Annotated in this window: 19 protein-coding genes; 6 read left to right on the forward strand and 13 right to left on the reverse strand. The window is 61.5% G+C overall.

Annotated elements, in window-relative coordinates; all coding sequences use genetic code 11:
- Positions 1-79: 79 nt before the first annotated feature.
- From creC to rloA2, 3 genes are all read right to left on the reverse strand, one after another.
- Complete coding sequence (gene creC / locus PseuLF5_RS23105) at positions 80-1,498, reverse strand: two-component system sensor histidine kinase CreC (protein WP_267803827.1); 1,419 nt, start codon at positions 1,496-1,498, stop codon at positions 80-82.
- Positions 1,498-2,178 (reverse strand): two-component system response regulator CreB, encoded by a 681-nt coding sequence (gene creB, locus PseuLF5_RS23110; protein ID WP_123469366.1) that lies wholly within the window; start codon positions 2,176-2,178, stop codon positions 1,498-1,500. The genes creC and creB overlap by 1 nt, the downstream gene beginning before the upstream one ends.
- A 73-nt stretch (positions 2,179-2,251) precedes the next feature.
- The gene (gene rloA2 / locus PseuLF5_RS23115) at positions 2,252-2,755 is read right to left on the reverse strand and encodes a retropepsin-like aspartic peptidase RloA2 (RefSeq protein WP_095189559.1); all 504 of its coding nucleotides are present in this window, start codon (positions 2,753-2,755) and stop codon (positions 2,252-2,254) included.
- 307 nt (positions 2,756-3,062) lie between these two features.
- Here rloA2 and PseuLF5_RS23120 point away from each other — a divergent pair, with 307 nt between their 5' ends.
- A complete protein-coding gene (locus PseuLF5_RS23120) occupies positions 3,063-3,950 on the forward strand; it encodes an acyltransferase (protein ID WP_267803825.1) in 888 nt (295 codons plus the stop codon).
- On the opposite strand, the gene PseuLF5_RS23125 is transcribed toward PseuLF5_RS23120, so the two are convergent.
- On the reverse strand, positions 3,951-4,508 hold the full coding sequence (locus PseuLF5_RS23125) for a DUF2780 domain-containing protein (protein WP_123469370.1): 558 nt from the start codon (positions 4,506-4,508) through the stop codon (positions 3,951-3,953).
- A 147-nt stretch (positions 4,509-4,655) separates the two neighbouring features.
- On the opposite strand from PseuLF5_RS23125, the gene PseuLF5_RS23130 reads away from it, so the two are divergent.
- Complete coding sequence (locus PseuLF5_RS23130) at positions 4,656-5,291, forward strand: sigma-70 family RNA polymerase sigma factor (protein ID WP_340134815.1); 636 nt, start codon at positions 4,656-4,658, stop codon at positions 5,289-5,291.
- The gene (locus PseuLF5_RS23135; RefSeq protein ID WP_222834156.1) at positions 5,288-5,962 is read left to right on the forward strand and encodes an anti-sigma factor; all 675 of its coding nucleotides are present in this window, start codon (positions 5,288-5,290) and stop codon (positions 5,960-5,962) included. The genes PseuLF5_RS23130 and PseuLF5_RS23135 overlap by 4 nt, the downstream gene beginning before the upstream one ends.
- 255 nt (positions 5,963-6,217) lie before the next feature.
- Here PseuLF5_RS23135 and fdhA read toward each other — a convergent pair whose 3' ends face one another.
- The 8 genes from fdhA to PseuLF5_RS23175 form a co-directional block, all read right to left on the reverse strand.
- A complete protein-coding gene (gene fdhA / locus PseuLF5_RS23140; protein ID WP_064589551.1) occupies positions 6,218-7,417 on the reverse strand; it encodes a formaldehyde dehydrogenase, glutathione-independent in 1,200 nt (399 codons plus the stop codon).
- Positions 7,418-7,617: 200 nt separating this feature from the next.
- Positions 7,618-8,475 (reverse strand): formyltetrahydrofolate deformylase, encoded by an 858-nt coding sequence (purU, locus tag PseuLF5_RS23145; RefSeq protein ID WP_064589552.1) that lies wholly within the window; start codon positions 8,473-8,475, stop codon positions 7,618-7,620.
- A gap of 232 nt (positions 8,476-8,707) precedes the next feature.
- On the reverse strand, positions 8,708-9,340 hold the full coding sequence (locus PseuLF5_RS23150) for a sarcosine oxidase subunit gamma (protein WP_123469376.1): 633 nt from the start codon (positions 9,338-9,340) through the stop codon (positions 8,708-8,710).
- A 181-nt stretch (positions 9,341-9,521) separates the two neighbouring features.
- Positions 9,522-12,539, reverse strand: a complete 3,018-nt coding sequence (locus PseuLF5_RS23155; protein ID WP_123469378.1) for a sarcosine oxidase subunit alpha — start codon at positions 12,537-12,539, stop codon at positions 9,522-9,524.
- Positions 12,536-12,865, reverse strand: a complete 330-nt coding sequence (locus PseuLF5_RS23160; RefSeq protein ID WP_008086922.1) for a sarcosine oxidase subunit delta — start codon at positions 12,863-12,865, stop codon at positions 12,536-12,538. The genes PseuLF5_RS23155 and PseuLF5_RS23160 overlap by 4 nt, the downstream gene beginning before the upstream one ends.
- A 14-nt stretch (positions 12,866-12,879) precedes the next feature.
- Positions 12,880-14,130 (reverse strand): sarcosine oxidase subunit beta, encoded by a 1,251-nt coding sequence (locus tag PseuLF5_RS23165; RefSeq protein ID WP_003206307.1) that lies wholly within the window; start codon positions 14,128-14,130, stop codon positions 12,880-12,882.
- Positions 14,131-14,150: 20 nt separating this feature from the next.
- Positions 14,151-15,404 (reverse strand): serine hydroxymethyltransferase, encoded by a 1,254-nt coding sequence (gene glyA, locus PseuLF5_RS23170; protein ID WP_128615056.1) that lies wholly within the window; start codon positions 15,402-15,404, stop codon positions 14,151-14,153.
- Between the two features lie 284 nt (positions 15,405-15,688).
- On the reverse strand, positions 15,689-16,399 hold the full coding sequence (locus PseuLF5_RS23175; protein WP_340134816.1) for a TraX family protein: 711 nt from the start codon (positions 16,397-16,399) through the stop codon (positions 15,689-15,691).
- 126 nt (positions 16,400-16,525) lie between these two features.
- On the opposite strand from PseuLF5_RS23175, the gene PseuLF5_RS23180 reads away from it, so the two are divergent.
- Positions 16,526-17,566, forward strand: coding sequence for a threonine aldolase family protein (locus tag PseuLF5_RS23180; RefSeq protein WP_016986284.1), 1,041 nt, complete (start codon positions 16,526-16,528; stop codon positions 17,564-17,566).
- Between the two features lie 194 nt (positions 17,567-17,760).
- Positions 17,761-18,585 (forward strand): SDR family oxidoreductase, encoded by an 825-nt coding sequence (locus PseuLF5_RS23185; RefSeq protein WP_222834152.1) that lies wholly within the window; start codon positions 17,761-17,763, stop codon positions 18,583-18,585.
- Positions 18,586-18,761: 176 nt separating this feature from the next.
- Here the strand turns inward: PseuLF5_RS23185 and gbcB are convergent, their stop codons facing one another.
- On the reverse strand, positions 18,762-19,862 hold the full coding sequence (gene gbcB, locus PseuLF5_RS23190; protein WP_007962605.1) for a glycine-betaine demethylase subunit GbcB: 1,101 nt from the start codon (positions 19,860-19,862) through the stop codon (positions 18,762-18,764).
- Between the two features lie 284 nt (positions 19,863-20,146).
- Here gbcB and gbcA point away from each other — a divergent pair, with 284 nt between their 5' ends.
- Positions 20,147-21,442, forward strand: a complete 1,296-nt coding sequence (gene gbcA, locus PseuLF5_RS23195) for a glycine-betaine demethylase subunit GbcA (protein WP_123469387.1) — start codon at positions 20,147-20,149, stop codon at positions 21,440-21,442.
- Positions 21,443-21,523: the final 81 nt, after the last annotated feature.

Below are 21,523 nucleotides of genomic sequence, written 5' to 3' on the forward strand. Positions count from 1 at the left end.
CTGCTGGTGCTGTATGAGGGGAATGTGGGGGAAATATGGAGATTGTGTGGAGCCTGCTCGCGATGGTCGCAACTCGGTATCAAGGCAGACGTAATGTCACCTCAACCCCGTTCTCGACATTGCGAATCTGCATCGACCCACCATGCAACTTGACCACTTCTTCAACGAAGTTAAGGCCCAAGCCGGTACTTTTGCGCCCGCTGTCCGGACGCGGCAGCGAATAAAAACGCTCGGTCAAACGCGGCAAAGCGTAGTCAGGAATCGCTGCCGACTCATTGAACAACCGGCATTCGATCTGCTCGCCAACCCGCTCGCCGGTGAAGCGCAACAACCCCTGCGACGGGGTGAAATCCAGCGCATTCTCCAGCAAGTTGCCCAACGCCTGACGCAGCAGAAACGGCTCGCCGATCAACAGCAGATCCGCCGCAATCGTCTGCTCGACCCGCAGTTGCTTGCCTTCAATCCGCGCCGTCTGCGCCCGCAACAATTCATCGACCAGTGCCGCCAACGGTACGGCAACGCGTTCTTCCAGACCCTGCCGCTGTTCGACCTGCGCCAGATTGAGCAATCGTTCGATCAACTGCTGCATCCGCGCACTTTCGCTGTCGATGTTGCTGACAAAACGCAGGCGCTGAACCGGCGGCATGTCGCCCTGCAGCAACTCCGCCGCGCCACGAATCGCCGCCAGCGGACTCTTCAATTCATGGGTCAGGGTGTGCACATAGCGCTCGACGTAGGCCTTGCCTTCCAGTTGTGTGCGCATCTGTTCCACAGCGGTCGCCAGCTGTTCCAGCTCACCCCCGCGGTAATGCGGCACTTCTACCCGCCGGCCCTCGCTCACCGCCTGGGCGTAACCGGTCAAACGGTGCAGCGCACGGCTCAGCCACCACGACAACAAGGCGCCAAACAGCAGGCCGAGCCCGATCAACCCGGCGCCGTAAAACAGCAAGCGGCGCTCGGTACGATCGACATACGGCTGCAACGAGCTGTTGGGCTTGGCCACGGTGACCACGCCGATGATCTTGCCGTTATCGCGGATCGGCGCGCCGACGTGCATCACCGAGGAACTGGCGTCATTCGGATCACTGCGACTGGAGCGCGCGCCATATTCGCCACGCAGGGTCAGGTAAACGTCGTTCCAGCGCGAGTAATCCTGACCGACCGCCACCCCACTGGAATCGAGCACGACGATGCCCTTGGCGTCGGTGACGTAGATGCGGTGGTTGACCTGGTTTTTCGGCAAGCCCCAGATGGTCGCTTGCGGCTGGCGTTCGCCATAGGCGCGCAGCAACTGCGGCCAGCGGTTTTCGCTGAGGGTGCCGGCCTTGAAATCGTCGCGCAGGATTTCCGCCATCAGGTTGGCGGTGTCGACCAGGGTTTCTTCGGTGGACTGACGCACGCCCGGGCGGATTTCTTCCATCACCGTGTTGAGCACGAAATAACCGGTCAGGCCGACAAACAGTACATACACCAGGAAGATCCGCAGCCCCAGCGACATCAGCTGTGCCCCGGGCTGTAGCTGTAACCGAGGCCGCGATGGGTCTGGATCGGCTCGGCATCGGCCTGCACCAGCCGCAGTTTGGCGCGCACGCTTTTGATATGGCTGTCGATGCTGCGCTCGTAACCGGCGTCGGCGGCAACGCCCAGCGCGTCGAGCAATTGCTCGCGACTGAAGACTCGCTGCGGTTGGTCAAGCAGGCATTGCAGCAGACGGAATTCGTGGCGGGTCAGGCTCAGTGGCTGGCCACGGTAAGTGATCAACACACGCTCGAGGTCGATGCGAAACAGCGTCGAGGTGGCTTCGATCAGCGGTCGCGGCGCCATGCGCTTGAGAATCGCCCGCACCCGGGCGGCGACTTCCCGGGGGCTGAACGGCTTGACCACGTAGTCGTCGGCGCCGATCTCCAGGCCCACCACACGGTCGATCTCGGCATCCCGGGCGCTGAGGAACAGCACCGGCACTTCAGTGAAGCGCCGCAGCTGTTTGCAGGTCTCGAAGCCACTGATGTCCGGCAGGCCGATGTCGAGAATGATCAGATCGGCCGGGGTCTGCCGCTGATGCTCCAGCGCCGCCGCGCCGAGGCTCAGCCACGTGGTGGTGAACCCCTCGCCCTGCAGGGCAAAAATCAGCGTGTCGGCAATCGCCGCTTCGTCTTCGACAATCAGGATATGAGGCATGGCGTCCGAGCCCGTGGGTTAGGTGCGCGAACGTTGCCCCAAGCCTGACGTTACGTCAATGAGACCACTTGGCTCAGCAGTCTGGCTTGTCCGCCGTGAAGCGCCGCGCCGGGTTTACCGCTGCGCCAAATTCGCGCAGGGCCTTGGCACCGATCAGCAGCGGGTAGTTGAAGTTGCTGCGGTCGGTCAGGTTGACCTCAACGGTGCGCTTGACGTTGCCCAGGCACAGCTCCAGATCGACCACCGGGCGCTTGGCGACTTCGGTGCTGTCGCCCTCGTCTTCTTCATCGGAACGGCTTTTGATCTTGCTGATCCGCGCCACTTTGTGTTCGTAGACCTTGTTGCTGGCGTCCTTGGTGCCGAGGCGGAAGCGCACCCATTCATCGCCATCGCGGGTGAAGGTCTCGATGTCCTTGGCCGACAGCGATGCGGTCAGTGCTCCGGTGTCCATCTTGGCCTTGAGCACTTCGCCGCCGATTTCCGGCAGCGCGATGTATTCATAACGCCCGTACAGGGTCGGCTCGGCGGCCATGACCGGCAGGGCGACGAGGGCAAACAGTGCAAGGAGGGATTTCACGTAGAGGGCTTCCTTGGAAAATGAGGGCGTCAGACGCGAGATTTTAGACAGCCAGCAAGCAATTCGTTCGCCGCTGAGACCGCATCACTGGCAAGCCAGCGCCCACAAGGAGCTTCAGCGAATGTAATTCTTGCGCACACCCGATAAACCTGTGGGAGCTGGCTTGCCAGCGATGCGGCCAGCCCGTTCAACACAATATCTGGCCCAAGCATACCCAGCCAAAAGTGAAACATTTGTCACCCGCGATTTGGCCTGTCGTCCGAAGCCACTTATCATGGCGCGCCCATCCAACGTCATAGAGTTGCCTATGCGCCGCCTGCTCACCGGCTGTTTCGTCACCCTGCTGCTGTTGCTCAACACCCTGATCCTGATCGGGCCGTTGATGGTCTTTGCCCTGCTCAAACTGATGGCGCCCGGGCGCTGGCGTGACTATGCGTCGGGGGCGGTGATGTGGATCGCCGAGACCTGGGCCGAGATCGACAAGCTGATTTTCCGCCTGTGCATCCCCACCCGATGGGATATTCGCGGCGGCGAAAATCTGCGCGGTGACACCTCCTATCTGGTGGTCAGCAACCACCAGTCGTGGGTCGACATTCCGGCACTGATCCAGACCCTCAACCGGCGCACGCCGTTCTTCAAGTTCTTCCTCAAGAAGGAGCTGATCTGGGTGCCGTTCCTGGGGCTGGCGTGGTGGGCGCTGGATTACCCGTTCATGAAGCGCTACACCAAGGCCTTTCTGGCCAAACACCCGGAACTGGCCGGCAAGGATCTGGAGATCACCCGGCAGGCCTGCGAGCTGTTCAAGCGCCAGCCGGTGACCGTGGTGAATTATCTGGAAGGTACCCGCTACACCGCGGCGAAAAGTGCGCAGCAACAGTCGCCGTTCAACCACTTGCTCAAGCCCAAGGCCGGCGGCGTGGCGTTTGTACTGGCGGCGATGGGTGAACAACTGGATGCGATGCTCGATGTGACAGTGGTTTATCCACAGGCGAACATCCCGGGCTTCTGGGATTTGATCAGCGGCAACGTGCCGCGGGTGATCGTCGATATCAAGACCCGCGAACTCGACCCGGCGTTGTGGCAGGGCGATTACGAGAATGATCCGGCGTTTCGCCAGACGGTCCAGAACTGGGTCAACCAGCTCTGGACCGAGAAAGACCAGCGCATTGCCGAACTGCGCGGCGAGCGCGGCTGATCAGCTACCGGTGCCGGCGCCCCAGATGCTGCCCAGGCTTTGCAGCAGAGGGCCGCCGACGCCTTGATCACCCAGGTACTTGAGCAGTACCGGGGCAAACTGGCCGACCATGCCGCTGTCCATGCCCAGTGCGCCGAAGGCGTTGTTCAGGTCATTGGTGTCCTTGACGTTGCCCAGCGCATTTTCCAGGCCAGCGGATTTGCCGGACTGACCGAGCAAACCGCTCAACGCCGCCAGATTGCCGCCACCGCCCGACAACTTGTCGATGCCCGGCACTTCTTTGGCCAACTGCGAATAATCGGCGCTGCTCAATTGGTTCTTGGCCAGGCCCAGCATCGCGCTGGTGCCACCCACGGCTTGTTGCGGCGTGACCCCCAGACCGGTGACGGCTTGCAGCAGACCGGCGGTTTCCGAAGTCGGCGCGGCGGCGGTGGCAGCGTTGCCGCCCTGCATGCTTGAAGCCGCCTTGGTCACGTCGTCCAGGCTGAAACCGGCGAACACCGGGCTCGCTGCAAGGGTCATCAGTGAAGCCAAGGCAATACCGCGTGAAATCTTCATTCAGACATCCTCTTGCGCTGTGGTAACCGCCCTTCAATGGGCGGCAAAACTGCCGGTTTGACCGGGTTTCGGCCGGCATGTTCCTCGCCGGCGCATCCATTTTCAGGATAGCCACGTATATAAAACGTGAAACCGCGGACACCTGTCATGAATGGCACAAGCGCTGTTGCTGAACTAGCCTGTGAACAGCTCGAGATCAGACCTCGTCGTGCGACCATTGCCTGGAGAAACGTCATTTCCACCGCCGACACCGATCAGTTGCGCCAGCTGTTGGCCCAGTGCTCACTGGGTGACCGGCGTGCCTTCGAAACCCTTTATCGCAGCGTCGGCCCGCGCCTGCACGGCGTGGCCCTTCGTTTTATGGGCCGCACCGATCTGGCCGAGGAAGTGCTGCAGGAAAGCTTCGTGCGCATCTGGAACAACGCCTCGCGCTACCAGGCCCATTTGTCGGCGCCGATGACCTGGATGATCAACATCACCCGCAATCAGGCCATCGACCAATTGCGCAAACATCGCGACCGGCCACTGACCGATGTCGAACAGGACACCCTCGCCGACGAAGGCCCTTCGGCGCATGAACTGTTGAACAGCAGCCGGGAAGCCAACGCGCTGCACCGCTGCCTGGACACCCTCGACGGCCAGCAACGCCAGTCGATCACGGTGGCTTACTTTCAGGGCCTGTCCTGTTCGGAACTGGCCGAACACCTGGCCGCGCCGCTGGGTTCGGTGAAATCGTGGATTCGCCGTGGCATGGAACGTCTGCGCAGGTGCCTTGAATCATGAACTACCAGACCCCAGCCCTGCGCCGCGCCCTCGCTGCCGATTACGCCATCGGCCTGATGGCCCCGGCGGCGCGTCGACGCTTCGAGCAATTGCTGCTGGACGACGCGGCATTAAGGGTCGAACTGGCGCATTGGCAGGAAAGCCTCGCCAGCCTCACCGAAACGCTGCCGCAAGTTCCGGTGCCGGAGCGCGTATGGCAAGGCGTCACCGCGCGCATCGAACCGCAAGTGCTGCATGTTCCCGAGAAGCGGCCGTTCTGGAACTGGCTGCGCGTCACCGCTGCACTGTGTTCAATCGTGGTGCTGGTCTTCCTCGGCTCCCTGTACAACCGCGACGACGCCCGCTACCGCGCCACCCTGCTGACCGCCAATGCGCAACCGGCGTTGAAGGTCGAGGCGCATGCGGATTATCTGCAAGTCGAGCCGCTGACATTGGCGGCGGTCGATCCGGGCCGCAGCCTGGAGTTGTGGGCGATTCCGGCGGATGGCAAGCCGATTTCGCTGGGGGTGATCCCGGCGGGAGGCAAAGGCAAGGTTGAGTTGAACGAGGCGCAGAAAGCCTTGATCGGCAAACCGATTGCTTTGGCGGTAAGTCTTGAGCCTAAAGGGGGTTCACCGACCGGGCAGCCGACGGGGCCGGTTCTGTATCAGGGGGCCTTGGCAGCGCTGTAAAGCAAAGCCCCTCACCCTGGCCCTCTCCCAGAGGGAGAGGGGACTGACCGTGGTGTTCTCTCGAGTTTTATCGACCTGAAATACCGAGCCGATTATGGATTCACAGCGGTATTTTCAGGTCGGCGTAAATTGTGAGCATCCCTCGGTCGGCCCCCTCTCCCTCCGGGAGAGGGCTGGGGTGAGGGTAGCTTTTGACCTGGGCTTGCAACAAAAAACGGCGACCCCGAGGTCGCCGTTTTGTATTGCGCTAAAGCCTTACGCCGCACTGAACAACTTATGCGGATCAATCACAAACTTCTTCGGCACACCGGCATCGAACTCGCCATAACCTTCTGGCGCCTGATCCAGACTGATCACCTGCACACCCACCACTTCGGCGATGTTAATGCGATCCCACATGATCGCCTGCATCAGTTGGCGGTTGTACTTCATCACCGGGGTCTGGCCGGTGTGGAAGCTGTGGGATTTTGCCCAGCCGAGGCCGAAGCGGATGCTCAGGCTGCCCATTTTCGCGGCGGCGTCCACGGCACCCGGATCTTCGGTGACGTACAGGCCCGGGATACCGATCTTGCCCGCCACACGCACCACGCCCATCAGCGAGTTGAGCACGGTGGCCGGGGCTTCGGCTTTCACCCCGTCGTGGCCGTGGCCGCGGGCTTCGAAGCCCACACAGTCCACCGCGCAATCGACTTCCGGCTCGCCCAGCAGTGCAGCGATCTGTTCGTGCAGTGGCGTGTCTTGCGACAGGTCGACCACTTCAAAACCCTGCGCCTTGGCGTGGGCCAGACGGATGGTGTTGACGTCGCCGATGATCACCACCGCCGCACCCAGCAAGCGCGCCGAAGCGGCAGCGGCCAGGCCGACCGGGCCGGCGCCCGCGATGTAAACGGTGCTGCCTGGACCAACGCCAGCGGTGACGGCACCGTGGTAGCCGGTCGGGAGGATGTCGGAGAGGCAGGTCAGATCGCGGATTTTCTCCATGGCCTTGTCGCGATCCGGCAGTTTCAGCAGGTTGAAGTCGGCGTACGGCACCAACACGTACTCGGCCTGGCCACCGGTCCAGTCGCCCATGTCGACGTAACCGTAAGCGCCGCCGGCACGGGCCGGGTTGACGGTCAGGCAGACGCCGGTGTGTTGCTCCTTGCAGGAACGGCAGCGCCCGCAAGCCACGTTGAACGGTACGGAAACCAGGTCGCCGATTTTCAGGTTCTCGACGTCGGAACCCTTTTCGATCACTTCGCCGGTGATTTCGTGGCCCAGCACCAGACCGGTCTGCGCCGTGGTACGGCCGCGCACCATGTGCTGGTCGGAGCCACAAATGTTGGTGGAAACCACTTTGAGAATGACCCCGTGCTCGATCTTGCGACCGCGCGGGTCCTGCATTTTCGGATAGTCGATTTTCTGTACTTCGACCTTGCCAGCGCCGAGATACACCACACCACGATTGCCAGACATGCTTTCACCTCGCTGTTGTTTTTATGGAACCGCGTTGCCCAGGCAGGCAGCGCGTTAAGTGCTCGGGTACAGATGCTGATTGTTGTGTTGCCTGTTATGGCCTCATCGCTGGCAAGCCAGCTCCCACAGGATTCGGGTTGGATTCAGATTTTGTATACGACACAAATCCCTGTGGGAGCTGGCTTGCCAGCGAAAGCGATCTAGAGAACGACCGTGCGATTGGCGTTGAGAAACACCCTTCTTTCGATGTGATACCCAACCGCCCGCGCCAGGGTCAGGCCCTCGATATCCCGCCCCTTGGCAATCAAGTCCTCAGGGTAATGACTGTGATCCACCGCCTCGACGCCCTGGGCGATGATCGGCCCCTCGTCGAGGTCGTTGTTGATGTAATGCGCCGTGGCGCCCACCAGTTTCACGCCTTTGTTGTAGGCCTGGTGATACGGCTTGGCGCCCTTGAACCCCGGCAGCAGCGAGTGGTGAATATTGATCGCCTTGCCATCGAGCTTGCGGCACAGCTCCGGCGACAACACCTGCATGTAGCGGGCAAGGATCACCAGCTCGGCGCCGGACTCTTCGATCACCTGCCACACCTGACGCTCCTGCGACGGTTTGTCGTTGGGGTCGAGGGGGAAATGGTAGTAGGGAATCTGGTGCCAGTCGGCCAGCGGCTTGAGGTCCGGATGGTTGGACACCACCGCCGCGACGTCCATCGACAACTGGCCGATGCGCTGCCGGTAGAGCAAGTCGTTGAGGCAGTGATCGGCCTTGGAGACCATGATCACCACTTTTGGCCGGTAGTTTGGCGCGGTCAGTTCGAAGACCATGCCAAAGGCCTGACCACGCTCGGCTAAGCCGGCGCGGAAGGACTGTTCGTCGAAACCGTCGGGCTGACGGAATTCCACGCGAATGAAGAAACGGCCCGAGAGCCGATCATCGAACGAGTGGTGCTCGGTAACGTAGCAACCCTGCTCGAACAGAAAACGCGTCACCGCGTCCACAGTGCCGAGGACGCTGGGGCAGTCGGCGGTCAGAATCCATGTGTCTGGGGCGCGGCTCATTGTGCGGTGACTCCTGTTTCAACATCTGTTAGCAGAGTGAACTCTGAACTGGGCTGACCTGTGCTGAACTGCTTTTGTGGCGAGGGGATTTATCCCCGTTGGGTGGCGAAGCCGCCCCAAAACCAATCACCGCGGTTTATCAGGTAGATCGAATTCACAGGTTTTGCGACTGCTTCGCAGCCGAGCGGGGATAAATCCCCTCGCCACAGAAGCAGTCATGAGCCAAACGGGGTCAGGCCTGGACGCTGAGACCGTACTCGGCCGACGCATCCTGCAACCACAACCACCAGTAATCCGAAAAGCTGCGACGGATCAGCAGCTCCCAGGTGTCTTCAGCGGTGTGGCGAATCATCAGCTGCGACTTGGCGAACACCGTGCCGACCGCTTTACCGACCGGGAAGTTGTTCGGGTGCACGTCGTAGCTGGTGGATTTCATCAGCACCTGACGCACGTTCGGCCCGCTCAGTTCGAGCACTTGCTGGCCGCCGCTGACGTTGACGATCGCGATGTGCAGATCACCCAGCGCTTCGCGCAGTTTCTGCTCGGCGGCGAATTCTTCACCGCTCGGCACGATCAACAGCCACTCGTCCGGCCCCATCCATTGCAGGCTGGATTCGCCTTTGACGATCACGCTCAGGGCGCCGGGCAATTCGATGCCCAAGGCCTTGTGCACACCAGCGGCGAAGGCTGCATCGTGGCCATCGCCACGGATGGTCAGGTGGCCGAGGAGTTTCTTTTCACGCACGGTGACGCCGGCATTCTTGCGACCCTTGCCGACCAGGCTGGCGAGGTCGGCATGGTGCAGCGACGACTCGGCACGGGCACCGGTGGTCGGGCGTTGTTGGTACACGTTGGCTGTGGTCATAAAGCACCTATATCAATTCTGTTGGTTCCGGCCCCTGTGGTGGCTGTTACTCCGCCTTCGCGAGCAAGCTCGCTCCCACACTGGACTGATGCCTGACACAAATCCCATTAACAACCCGAAACCTGTGGGAGCGAGCTTGCTCGCGAAGGCGATATCCGCCACCCCACAGGATTCCAGAGCATCAGATGTTCTGCCGATCACCCTTCGGATCGAAGAACACCGAAGAAACAATCTCCGCCTCGATCACGCTGCCATCGGCCAGCGGTGCAAACACCCGCTCACCCATGCGCTTCAGACCGCCCTTGACCACGCCCATGGCAAACGAATAGCCGAGGGAGTTGTGCGCGTAGCTGGAGGTCACGTGGCCGACCATGGTCATCGGGATCGCCTGCTTGGTGTTGAACACCAGTTGCGCACCTTCCGGCAGCCAGACGTTCGGATCAATCGGCTTCAGGCCCACCAGTTGTTTGCGCTGATCACGCACGCAGTCTTCACGGTTCATCCCACGCTGGCCGATCCACGAGAACGGTTTGGTGCGACCCACACACCAGCCCATGTTCAGGTCGTCCGGGGTCATCGAGCCGTCCGTGTCCTGACCGACGATGATGAAACCTTTCTCGGCCCGCAGCACGTGCATGGTTTCAGTGCCATACGGGGTCAGGTTGTACTGCTTGCCGGCCTCGACGATTTTCTCCAGCACGCCCATCGCGTAGTCGGCCTGGACGTTGACTTCGTACGACAGCTCACCGGTGAACGAGATACGGAACACCCGCGCCGGCACGCCGCCGACCAGACCTTCTTTCCAGGTCATGAACGGGAACGCTTCGTTGCTCAGATCAATGTCGGTCACCGCGCTGAGCAGCTTGCGGCTGTTCGGCCCGGACAGGGTCATGGTCGCCCAGTGGTCAGTGACGGAGGTGAAGTAGACCTTCATGTCCGGCCATTCGGTCTGGTGGTACAGCTCCAGCCATTGCAGTACGCGCGCCGCGCCGCCGGTGGTGGTGGTCATGACGAAATGGTTGTCCGCCAGGCACGCCGTTACGCCGTCATCGAAGACCATGCCGTCTTCTTTGCACATCAGGCCGTAACGGGCCTTGCCCACGTCGAGCTTGGTCCAGGCGTTGGTGTACACACGGTTGAGGAACTCGCGGGCATCCGGGCCCTGGATGTCGATCTTGCCCAGGGTCGAGGCGTCGAGCAGGCCGACGCTGTCGCGCACGGCTTTGCATTCGCGCTTCACAGCGGCGTGCAGGTCTTCACCGTTTTTCGGGAAATACCACGGACGCTTCCACTGACCAACGTCTTCAAATTCGGCACCGTTCTTCACATGCCAGGCATGCAGCGCGGTGTAGCGCACCGGTTCGAAGATGTGCCCACAGTGACGACCGGCCACGGCGCCGAAGGTGACCGGCGTATAGTTCGGACGGAACATCGTGGTGCCCATCTGCGGGATGGTCACGTTCAGCGAACGGGCGGCAATCGCCAGGCCATTGACGTTGCCAAGCTTGCCCTGATCGGTGCCGAAGCCCAGCGCGGTATAACGTTTGACGTGTTCGACCGACTCGAAACCTTCGCGGGTCGCCAGTTCGATGGCGGCGGCGGTGACGTCGTTCTGCAGGTCGACGAATTGCTTCGGCGCGCGCGCGGTGCCCTTCTCATGCGGCACCTGGAACAGCGCCAGGGTCGGTTCTTCAACACGGCTCAGGGCTTTGGGCAGCACGCCTTCGACAGTCTGGAACCCGGCTTCGGCCGCAGCGCGCACGCCACCTTCGAAGCCGTCGGCCAGCGAATCGCCGAGGCCATACACGCCGTTGATGCCGCCGACGCACACACGCTTCTGCGGTGCTTCGCCCGGTACGAAACCGAGGATGTCTTCACGCCAGATCGGCTTGCCACCGAGGTGCGAAGCCAAGTGCACAACCGGGCTGTAACCGCCGGAACTGGCGATCACGTCGCAGTCGAGCCATTCGCCCGGGCTGGTCACGGTGTGCGCTTTAACGTCGATCGCCGCCACACGGGCAGCGGTCACGCGCTTGCTGCCACGGGCCTCGATCACGGCGCTGCCGGTGAGGATGCGGATGCCTTTGGCACGGGCTTCTTCCACCAGCGCACCACGCGGGTTGCTGCGCGCATCGGCGATGGCCACCACTTGCAGGCTGGCGTCGAGCCAGTCCAGAGCGACGCGGTAAGCGTGATCGTTGTTGGTGGTCAGCACCAGCTTCTTGCCCGGTGCCACGCCGTAACGGCGCACGTAAGTCGAGACCGCGCCGGCGAGCATGTTGCCCGGCACGTCGTTGTTGCCGTAGACCAGTGGCCGCTCGTGAGCGCCGGTCGCCAGCACCACACGTTTGGCGCGAACGCGGTGGATGCGCTGACGCACCTGACCGATCGGCGCACGGTCACCGAGGTGGTCGGTGAGGCGTTCGTGAATGGTCAGGAAATTGTGGTCGTGGTAGCCGTTGACCGTGGCGCGCGGCAACAGCAGCACGTCCGGGGTGTTCTTCAATTCAGCGATGACACTGGCCACCCACTCGATCGCCGGTTTGCCGTCGAGGCTCTCGCGGGAATCAAGCAGGCTGCCGCCGAACTCTTCCTGCTCATCGGCGAGAATCACCCGGGCACCGCTGCGTGCGGCGGCCAGGGCGGCGGCGAGACCGGCAGGGCCGGCGCCGACAATCAGCACGTCGCAGTGCTGGTTCATGTAGTCGTAGGTGTCCGGATCGACTTCAGTCGGCGAACGGCCCAGGCCGGCAGCCTTGCGAATGTACTTCTCGTAAGTCATCCAGAACGATTGCGGGTACATGAAGGTTTTGTAGTAGAAACCCGGCGGCATCAGCTTGCCGCCGACCTTGCCGAGAATCCCCATCATGTCGTTGTTGACGCTCGGCCAGCCGTTGGTGCTGGTGGCGACCAGGCCTTGGTACAACGCCTGTTGCGTGGCGCGCACGTTTGGAATTTGCGTGGCTTCGGTGGCACCGATCTGCAGCACGGCGTTCGGCTCTTCGGCACCGGCGGCGAAGATCCCGCGTGGCCGTGAATACTTGAAGCTGCGACCGATGATGTCGACGCCATTGGCGATCAGCGCCGAGGCCAGCGAGTCGCCCTCGAAGCCTTTATAAGTCTGGCCGTTGAAGGTGAAGCTCAGCACTTTGTTGCGGTCGATCCGTCCACCGTTGGACAGGCGATTGGTCTGGCTCATACCTTCTCTCCCAGCGCCGTCGTGGCTGTTTTTGCCGAATCAGCCTTGTCGGTGAATTGCGGCTTGGTGCCGATCTTGTAGGTTTCGAGAATCTCGTAGGTCACGGTGTCGCGGGTGACGTTGAAGTACTGGCGGCAACCGGCGACGTGATCCCACAGTTCGTGGTGCAGACCACGCGGGTTATCGCGGAAGAACATGTAGTCGCCCCACTCTTCATCAGTGCAGGCGGCAGGATCCAGTGGGCGCGGAATGTGCGCCTGGCCGGATGCGTGGAATTCCTCTTCGGAGCGCAGTTCGCCGCAGTGAGGACAGAAGATATGCAACATGGGGATTTCTCCTGTTAGTGGGCGACGGCAGCAGCGCCGTGTTCGTCGATGAGAGCGCCGTTGTGGAAACGGTCGATGGAAAACGGGGCGGCCAACGGGTGCATTTCACCCTTGGCCAGACTGGCGGCAAACACGTTGCCCGAGCCAGGTGTGGCCTTGAAGCCGCCGGTGCCCCAACCGCAGTTGAAGAACATGTTCGGCACCGGGGTTTTCGAAATGATCGGGCAAGCGTCCGGCGTGGTGTCGACGATGCCGCCCCACTGGCGGTTCATGCGCACCCGCGACAGCACCGGGAACATCTCGACGATGGCCTGGATGGTGTGCTCGATCACCGGGTACGAACCGCGCTGGCCGTAGCCGTTGTAGCCGTCGATACCGGCGCCGATCACCAGATCGCCCTTGTCGGACTGGCTGATGTAACCGTGTACGGCGTTGGACATGATCACGCTGTCGATAATCGGTTTGATCGGCTCGGACACCAGCGCTTGCAGCGGGTGGGACTCGATCGGCAGACGGAAACCGGCGAGCTTGGCCATGTGCCCGGAGTTACCGGCAGTCACCACGCCGACGCGCTTGGCGCCGATGAAGCCCTTGTTGGTTTCAACGCCGATGCACACGCCGTTTTCCTTGCGGAAACCGATCACTTCGGTCTGCTGGATCAAGTCCACGCCCAAGGCGTCGGCGGCACGGGCAAAGCCCCAGGCCACGGCATCGTGACGAGCGACGCCACCACGACGCTGAACGGTCGCGCCCATCACCGGGTAGCGGGTGTTTTTCGAGCAGTCGAGGTACGGGATTTCGTCCGCCACTTGCTTGGCATTGAGCAGCTCGCCGTCGACGCCGTTGAGGCGGTTGGCGCTGACCCGACGCTCGGAATCACGGATGTCCTGCAGGGTGTGGCACAGGTTGTAGACGCCGCGCTGGGAGAACATCACGTTGTAGTTCAGGTCCTGCGACAGGCCTTCCCACAATTTCATCGCGTGTTCGTACAGGTGCGCCGACTCGTCCCACAGGTAGTTGGAGCGAACGATGGTGGTGTTGCGTGCGGTGTTACCGCCGCCCAGCCAGCCCTTCTCGACCACGGCCACGTTGGTGATGCCGTGCTCTTTCGCCAAGTAATAGGCAGTCGCCAGACCGTGCCCGCCGCCACCGACGATGACCACGTCGTAGACCTTCTTCGGCGTCGGCGTGCGCCACATGCGCTGCCAGTTTTCGTGGTGGCTGAGGGAGTGTTTGAAGAGGCCGAAGCCCGAATAGCGTTGCATAGTCATTTACTCCAAACCGCTCAGCGATAAACCGGGTAGTCGGCGCACAGTGCCGCGACGTTCTTGGCCACATTCGCTTCAACGTCGGCGTCACCGAGGTTGTCGAGGATGTCGCAGATCCAGCCGGCCAGCACTTCGCACTGGGCGACCTTGAAGCCACGCGTGGTGACCGCCGGGGTGCCGATGCGCAGGCCCGAGGTCACGAACGGCGATTGCGGGTCGTTCGGCACCGCGTTCTTGTTGACGGTGATGTGGGCGCGGCCGAGGGCGGCGTCCGCATCTTTGCCGGTCAGGCCCTGACGGATCAGGCTGACGAGGAACAGGTGGTTATCAGTGCCGCCGGACACTACATCGTAGCCACGTTTGATAAACACGCTGGCCATCGCTTTCGCGTTGTCGATCACTTGCTGTTGATAGGCCTTGAAGCCTGGCTCCAGCGCTTCCTTGAAGCACACCGCTTTACCGGCGATCACGTGCATCAGCGGGCCGCCCTGGGCGCCTGGGAATACCGCAGCGTTGAGCTTCTTCTCGATTTCTTCGTTGGACTTTGCCAGGATCAGCCCGCCACGCGGACCGCGCAGGGTTTTGTGCGTGGTGGTGGTGACCACGTCGGCGTACGGCAGCGGGTTCGGGTACAGACCGGCGGCGACCAGACCGGCGACGTGGGCCATGTCGACGAACAGCAGCGCGCCGACCTTGTCAGCAATCTGCCGGAAGCGCGGGAAGTCGAGGGTCTTGGAGTACGCGGAGAACCCGGCGACGATCATCTTCGGCTTGCACTCGACGGCCAGACGCTCGACTTCGTCGTAATCAATCAGCCCGGTGTCAGTGTTGATGCCGTACTGCACAGCGTTGTAGAGCTTGCCCGAGGACGACACTTTGGCGCCGTGGGTCAGGTGACCGCCGTGGGCCAGGCTCATGCCGAGGATGGTGTCGCCCGGCTGGATCAGCGCCAGGTACACGGCGCTGTTGGCCGACGAACCGGAGTGCGGCTGGACGTTGGCGTAATCGGCGCCGAACACTTGCTTGGCGCGCTCGATGGCCAGCGCTTCGACCTTATCCACATGCTCGCAGCCGCCGTAGTAGCGCTTGCCCGGATAGCCTTCGGCGTATTTGTTGGTGAGACCGCTGCCCTGGGCTTGCATGACACGTTTGCTGGTGTAGTTCTCTGACGCGATCAGCTCGATGTGATCTTCCTGGCGTTGCTCCTCGGCATTCATCGCCGCCAGCAGTGCATCGTCGTAACCCTGGATCTGGTCTTGCTTGCTGAACATCGCGTCTCTCCCAGCGGCATCTGTGCGCCATTCGTCTCGGTAAGGCACCGGCAATCACGGCAGTGCCCTTTGATGCCGATGGTATGACCGGCGCAGACAGCTCAAATGCCTACGGACGCCACGCAAAGGTGCGTTTACGACATGGCCGGAAATGCCCTGACAAACACAATCCTCAATATGACGAAGAACCCTGTGGGAGCGAGCTTGCTCGCGAAGAGGCCGTGTCAGTCAGCATCAGTGCTGGCTGACACACCGCTTTCGCGAGCAAGCTCGCTCCCACAGAGTTATGTAAAGAGTTGGCGGACGGCGAGCAGCAGGAGGAAATGCGCGGGATAGAGCGCGTACGCCCAGCGCCGCATTGGCGGTGGCTGCAGATGTCGCCCATGTCGCAACAGGAACAGCCCGAGCATTGGCGCAAACAGACAAATGGCAATCCCAAGGATCGCAACGCTACTGCCGAACCTCGCCGAGTCGTACAGTACTTGCCACTGGTTGGCGGCGAGACAGAACAATCCCGGCAGCAGGCTGAAATACCACGGACGGCGAAACACCATCAGCAACGCCAACGGCAACAGAACGCCGAAGAACCCGAACATCAGTCGCTCCGGAAACACAGCAGCCAGTACCAGCGCAGCAACACCCAGTAATCGCGACATGATCGAGGGATCCTGCCAGCCCCGCGCCACCAGCAACCCCAGCGCGAGAGTGGGCATCACGTTCAAGGTGTCGGGATCTGGAATGTACAGACGGTAGGGAATTTCACTCACTGCGCTGAACAGCAACAACCAGCCCAGATAGCGCCATTCGGTCTTCTGCGCACTGGCGCGGGCAAGATTCGTCGCCATCGCCAGGCAGAACCACGGAAACGCCATCCGCCCCGGCACATACAGCCAATCGGCGCTGATCCCGACATATCGCAGGTGATCGAGCAGCATGCTCAGCAGCGCCAGCCACTTGAGTAAATCCAGCGCGCCGTCGCGTTTAGTCACGTGCATAATCGGGCCACAAACTGGTAATTTTCTGACAGCGACATCCCGTGTGCTCCCCGGAAGATCTTCGGTAAAGTGCGCATCATCATTGACCACGAGCCTTCACAAGAGTCTCGACCACGGAAGCCGGCCATGACCGACAAGAGCCAACAATTCGCCAGCGACAACTATTCCGGTATCTGCCCTGAAGCCTGGGCTGCCATGGAACAGGCCAACCACGGCCACCAGCGCGCTTATGGCGACGATGAATGGACCGCACGCGCGGCCGACCATTTCCGCAACCTGTTCGAAACCGACTGCGAAGTGTTCTTCGCCTTCAACGGCACCGCCGCCAACTCGCTGGCGCTGTCGTCGCTGTGCCAGAGTTACCACAGCGTGATCTGCTCGGAAACCGCCCACGTCGAAACCGACGAGTGCGGCGCCCCGGAATTTTTCTCCAACGGCTCGAAACTGCTGATCGCCGGCACTGAAAACGGCAAGATCACCCCGCAGTCGATCCGTGAAGTCGCGCTCAAGCGCCAGGACATCCATTACCCGAAACCGCGCGTCGTGACCCTGACCCAGGCCACCGAAGTCGGCAGCGTCTACACCCCTGAAGAAGTCCGCGCCATCAGCGCCACCTGCAAGGAGCTGGGCCTGCACCTGCACATGGACGGCGCGCGTTTCTCCAACGCCTGCGCGTTCCTCGGCTGCTCGCCGGCCGACCTGACCTGGAAGGCCGGCGTCGACGTGCTGTGCTTCGGCGGCACCAAGAACGGCATGGCGGTGGGTGAAGCGATCCTGTTCTTCAACCACAAACTGGCCGAAGACTTCGATTACCGCTGCAAACAGGCCGGGCAACTGGCGTCGAAAATGCGCTTCCTCTCGGCACCGTGGGTCGGCATCCTCGAAAACGACGCCTGGCTCAAATATGCCCGCCACGCCAACCATTGCGCGCAATTGCTGGCCGAACTGGTCAGCGACATCCCGGGCGTGGAACTGATGTTCCCGGTCCAGGCCAACGGCGTGTTCCTGCAACTCTCGGAACCGGCCATCGCCGCCCTGACTGCAAAGAACTGGCGCTTCTACACCTTCATCGGCAAGGGCGGCGCACGTTTCATGTGCTCGTGGGACACCGAAGAAGAACGCGTACGCGAACTGGCCCGCGACATCCGCGAAGTCATGTCCGCCTGATTTTTTGAGCAAATGAACTCCCTGTGAGGGACTCCCTGTCATGAAGTGAGCCCCCTGTGGCAAGGGGATTTATCCCCTTGCCACAACCGCCACTCCTCCAAGCATCCTCAATCCTCCTTCCTCATGCCCAGAAAGACTTGGTCTACAGTGTCTGTCGAGCCTCCGCTCACCTAACAATAAGCAGGAGCATCGGCATGTCGTTACAAGGCAAAACCCTGTTCATCACCGGCGCCAGCCGTGGCATCGGGCGTGAGATTGCGCTGCGCGCCGCGAAGGACGGGGCCAATATCGTCATCGCCGCTAAAAGCGCCGAACCCCACGCCAAGCTGCCAGGCACCATCCACAGCGTCGCCGCCGAAGTCGAAGCCGCCGGCGGCAAGGCCCTGGCGCTGCAAGTGGATGTGCGTGATGAAGACGCCGTGCGTCAGGCACTGGCCCAGGCCAACGAGCATTTCGGCGGCATTGATGCGCTGGTGAACAACGCCGGGGCGATCAAGCTGACTGGCGTGCAACACATCGAACTCAAGCGCTTCGACCTGATGCACCAGATCAACACCCGCGCCGTGTTGCTGTGCAGCCAGGCGGCCCTGCCCTATCTGAAAAAAACGGCCGGGCACATCCTCAACCTGTCACCGCCACTGAACCTGGCGAGCAAATGGTTTGCGCAGTTCAGCCCCTACACCGTGACCAAGTACGGCATGAGCATGCTGACCGTAGGCATGAGCGAGGAATTCGCCAGTTACGGGATCAGCGTCAATTCGCTGTGGCCGCAGACGATGATTGCCACAGCGGCGATCGAGTTTCAGCTGGGCAATCGCGAGTCGTTCAAACAGGCGCGCACGCCTGCGATCATGGCGGATGCGGCGCATGTGATTCTGAGCAGCAGCGGGCGGCAGATCACTGGGCGATTGTTGATTGATGAAGAGATTTTGCGTGAGAGCGGCGTGGCTGAGTTCGATCAATATCGCTTTGATCGAGAAAGCGCCGCGGCACTGATGCCGGATTTGTTTATCGACTGAAAAGCCCCTCACCCTAGCCCTCTCCCAAAGGGAGAGGGGACTGATTGGGGGATATTTGAGAATTACGCCGACGTGAAACTGCTTTACCGAATCCATATTCGATAAGGTCTTTCAGGTCGATGTAGAACGCCAGACACCTCGGTCTGCCCCCTCTCCCTCTAGGAGAGGGTTACCGATCAGAATTCGATACGCACGTCGCCTTTAGGAACGCTGCAGCACGAAAGAATAAACCCTTCCGCCTCATCGTCCTCGGTGATCCCGCCGTTGTGCTCCATCTCCACCTCGCCGCCCAGCTTCATCACCTTGCACGTGCCGCAAATGCCCATGCCGCAGGCTTTCGGGATCATCAGGCCCAGCTTGGCCGCCGCCGCATGCACGGTTTCGCCCGGGGCCACGCGAATGCTTTTGCCGGACGCGGTGAATTCGACCTGATGCAGATCCGCCGCATCTATTTCCGGCGCCTCGGCGGCCTGTTCGGCTTGCTCCACTGCATCGGCGCGGGCTTCCGGTGGCGTGGCGCCGAAGGACTCCTCGTGATAGCGCGACATGTCGTAGCCGGCGGCTTCGAGCAGGCGCTTGACCGCGGTCATGTACGGCGTCGGGCCGCAGCAGAACACTTCGCGCTCGAGGAAGTCCGGCACCATCAGTTCGAGCATTTTGTGATTGAGGTAGCCGCGATAACCGGCCCACGGCTCACCCAGACCATGCTTCTCGCAGATCAGGTGCAGGCTGAAGTTGTCGATCCGCGAGGCCATGTGTTCCAGCTCGCGGTGGTAAATGATGTCTTTCGGCGAGCGGGCGCTGTGGATAAACGTCATGTCGACGTTGGCGTTGGTGTCGTAGAACCAGCGCGCCATCGACATGCACGGGGTGATCCCCACGCCGCCGCTGAGGTAAAGCACTTTCGGGCTCGGGAAGTCGATGGCGTTGAACAGCCCGACCGGCCCGTGCACCGCCAGCTCCTGGCCTTCATGCAACGTGTCGTGCAGCCAGTTGGAGACCTTGCCGCCCGGCACGCGCTTGATGGTCACCGAGAAGCTGTACGGCACCGACGGCGAACTGGAAATGGTGTACGAACGCATGATCGGCTGACCGTCGATTTCCAGCTCCAGGGTCACGAACTGCCCGGGCTTGAAGAAGAACAGGATCGGCTGGTCGGCCATGAAACAGAAGGTGCGCACGTCCCAGGTTTCCTGGATGACTTTGACGCAACGGACGATGTGTCGGCCATTGGCCCAGGTCTGGGTGGTGACCGGATTCAGGAAGCTGTTGGACATGCTGTTCTCCACGGCCGACTGTCGGCCTTCATGTGGCGATTCTGCGTATAGCGCGTACCGCCCGTTTACCTATCCGCGACATCGGCATACTTATCGCGACCAGCCCCCAACCGCCGGGGGTTGCGCGTCGGGAACAGATTGCACCATGTCGCCCATGGATAAGGTTCCGGGCAGCGCCGGCCCCACACTCGCCTCACACCAAGACGAATCCTTTACACCTTGCGTAGCACCCCTGATCAGCCACTTTTCATCGGCCACACAGAATGGCCTCGAGGATCACATTGATGGACGTCACCGCAAAAATCAGCCTGGGCGATCCGCTGGAACCCGCACGCAAGGCCACCGCACAAATGCTCCAGGAGCGCGAGCGCACCTTTTCGCTGCCACAGCCGTTTTACAGCGACGAGCGCCTGTTCGATATCGACATGCAGGAGATCTTTCAGAAGGAATGGCTGATCGCCGGCATGACCTGCGAGATCCCGGCCAAGGGCAATTACCTGACCCTGCAGGTCGGCAAGAACCCGATCATCGTCATTCGTGGCGGCGACGGCGTGGTGCATGCCTTCCATAACGTCTGCCGCCACCGTGGCTCGCGCCTGTGCACCAGTGAAAAAGGCAAGGTCGCCAAACTGGTCTGCCACTACCACCAGTGGACGTATGAACTGGACGGTCGCCTGCTGTTCGCCGGCACCGAAATGGGCGCCGACTTCGACATGAAGCAGTACGGCCTCAAACCGGTGAACGTGAAGACCGCCGGCGGCTACATCTTCATCAGCCTGGCGGACAATCCACCGGCCATTGATGACTTCCTGTCGACGCTGAACCACTACATGGAACCGTACGACATGGAGAACACCAAGGTGGCGATCACCACCACCTTGATGGAAAAGGCCAACTGGAAACTGGTGCTGGAAAACAACCGCGAGTGCTACCACTGCAACGCGTCGCACCCGGAACTGCTGAAAACCCTGCTGGAATGGGACGACGTCACTGACCCGCGCGCCGATCAGGCGTTCAAGGATCACGTCGCCGCCTCCGCCGCTGCCTGGGAAGCCGAGAAAATCCCTTACGCCCACGCCAGTTTCGGCCTGCGCAACCGTATCGTGCGCATGCCGCTGCTCAAGGGCACCGTGTCGATGACCATGGACGGCAAACAGGGCTGCGCGAAACTGATGGGCCGGATCAAGAACCCCGACCTCGGCTCGATGCGCATTCTGCACCTGCCGCACTCGTGGAACCACTGCATGGGCGACCACATCATCGTCTTCACCGTGTGGCCGATCAGCGCCCAGGAAACCATGGTCACCACCAAATGGCTGGTGCACAAGGATGCGGTCGAGGGCGTGGATTACGACGTAGAGCGCATGCGCCAGGTGTGGGACGCGACCAACGATCAGGATCGTCGTCTGGCCGAAGAGAACCAGCGCGGGATCAACTCCACCGCTTACCAGCCTGGACCTTATTCCAAGACCTATGAGTTTGGCGTGGTCAACTTCGTCGACTGGTACAGCGAGCGGATGCTGAGCAACCTCGGCGCCGAGCCGGCGCCGTACCTCAAAGGAGTGCCTGTCCAGGGCTAAAAGCATCGCTGGCAAGCCAGCTCCCACAGGGTTCTGCGGTGTACACAAATGTTGTGATCACCTCAAAACCTGTGGGAGCTG

The sequence above is a fragment of the Pseudomonas sp. LF-5 genome (genome assembly GCF_037626295.1).
GTDB lineage: Bacteria > Pseudomonadota > Gammaproteobacteria > Pseudomonadales > Pseudomonadaceae > Aquipseudomonas > Aquipseudomonas monsensis.

Coding starts and splice junctions, on each gene's coding strand:
- fdhA (WP_064589551.1), bottom strand. CDS start 7,417: ATGTCTGGCAATCGTGGTGTGGTGTATCTCGGCGCTGGCAAGGTCGAA.
- PseuLF5_RS23120 (WP_267803825.1), top strand. CDS start 3,063: ATGCGCCGCCTGCTCACCGGCTGTTTCGTCACCCTGCTGCTGTTGCTC.
- PseuLF5_RS23150 (WP_123469376.1), bottom strand. CDS start 9,340: ATGACCACAGCCAACGTGTACCAACAACGCCCGACCACCGGTGCCCGT.
- PseuLF5_RS23125 (WP_123469370.1), bottom strand. CDS start 4,508: ATGAAGATTTCACGCGGTATTGCCTTGGCTTCACTGATGACCCTTGCA.
- gbcA (WP_123469387.1), top strand. CDS start 20,147: ATGGACGTCACCGCAAAAATCAGCCTGGGCGATCCGCTGGAACCCGCA.
- PseuLF5_RS23135 (WP_222834156.1), top strand. CDS start 5,288: ATGAACTACCAGACCCCAGCCCTGCGCCGCGCCCTCGCTGCCGATTAC.
- PseuLF5_RS23130 (WP_340134815.1), top strand. CDS start 4,656: ATGAATGGCACAAGCGCTGTTGCTGAACTAGCCTGTGAACAGCTCGAG.
- glyA (WP_128615056.1), bottom strand. CDS start 15,404: ATGTTCAGCAAGCAAGACCAGATCCAGGGTTACGACGATGCACTGCTG.
- PseuLF5_RS23155 (WP_123469378.1), bottom strand. CDS start 12,539: ATGAGCCAGACCAATCGCCTGTCCAACGGTGGACGGATCGACCGCAAC.
- gbcB (WP_007962605.1), bottom strand. CDS start 19,862: ATGTCCAACAGCTTCCTGAATCCGGTCACCACCCAGACCTGGGCCAAT.
- PseuLF5_RS23185 (WP_222834152.1), top strand. CDS start 17,761: ATGTCGTTACAAGGCAAAACCCTGTTCATCACCGGCGCCAGCCGTGGC.
- creB (WP_123469366.1), bottom strand. CDS start 2,178: ATGCCTCATATCCTGATTGTCGAAGACGAAGCGGCGATTGCCGACACG.
- PseuLF5_RS23180 (WP_016986284.1), top strand. CDS start 16,526: ATGACCGACAAGAGCCAACAATTCGCCAGCGACAACTATTCCGGTATC.
- purU (WP_064589552.1), bottom strand. CDS start 8,475: ATGAGCCGCGCCCCAGACACATGGATTCTGACCGCCGACTGCCCCAGC.
- PseuLF5_RS23175 (WP_340134816.1), bottom strand. CDS start 16,399: ATGCACGTGACTAAACGCGACGGCGCGCTGGATTTACTCAAGTGGCTG.
- PseuLF5_RS23160 (WP_008086922.1), bottom strand. CDS start 12,865: ATGTTGCATATCTTCTGTCCTCACTGCGGCGAACTGCGCTCCGAAGAG.
- PseuLF5_RS23165 (WP_003206307.1), bottom strand. CDS start 14,130: ATGCAACGCTATTCGGGCTTCGGCCTCTTCAAACACTCCCTCAGCCAC.
- creC (WP_267803827.1), bottom strand. CDS start 1,498: ATGTCGCTGGGGCTGCGGATCTTCCTGGTGTATGTACTGTTTGTCGGC.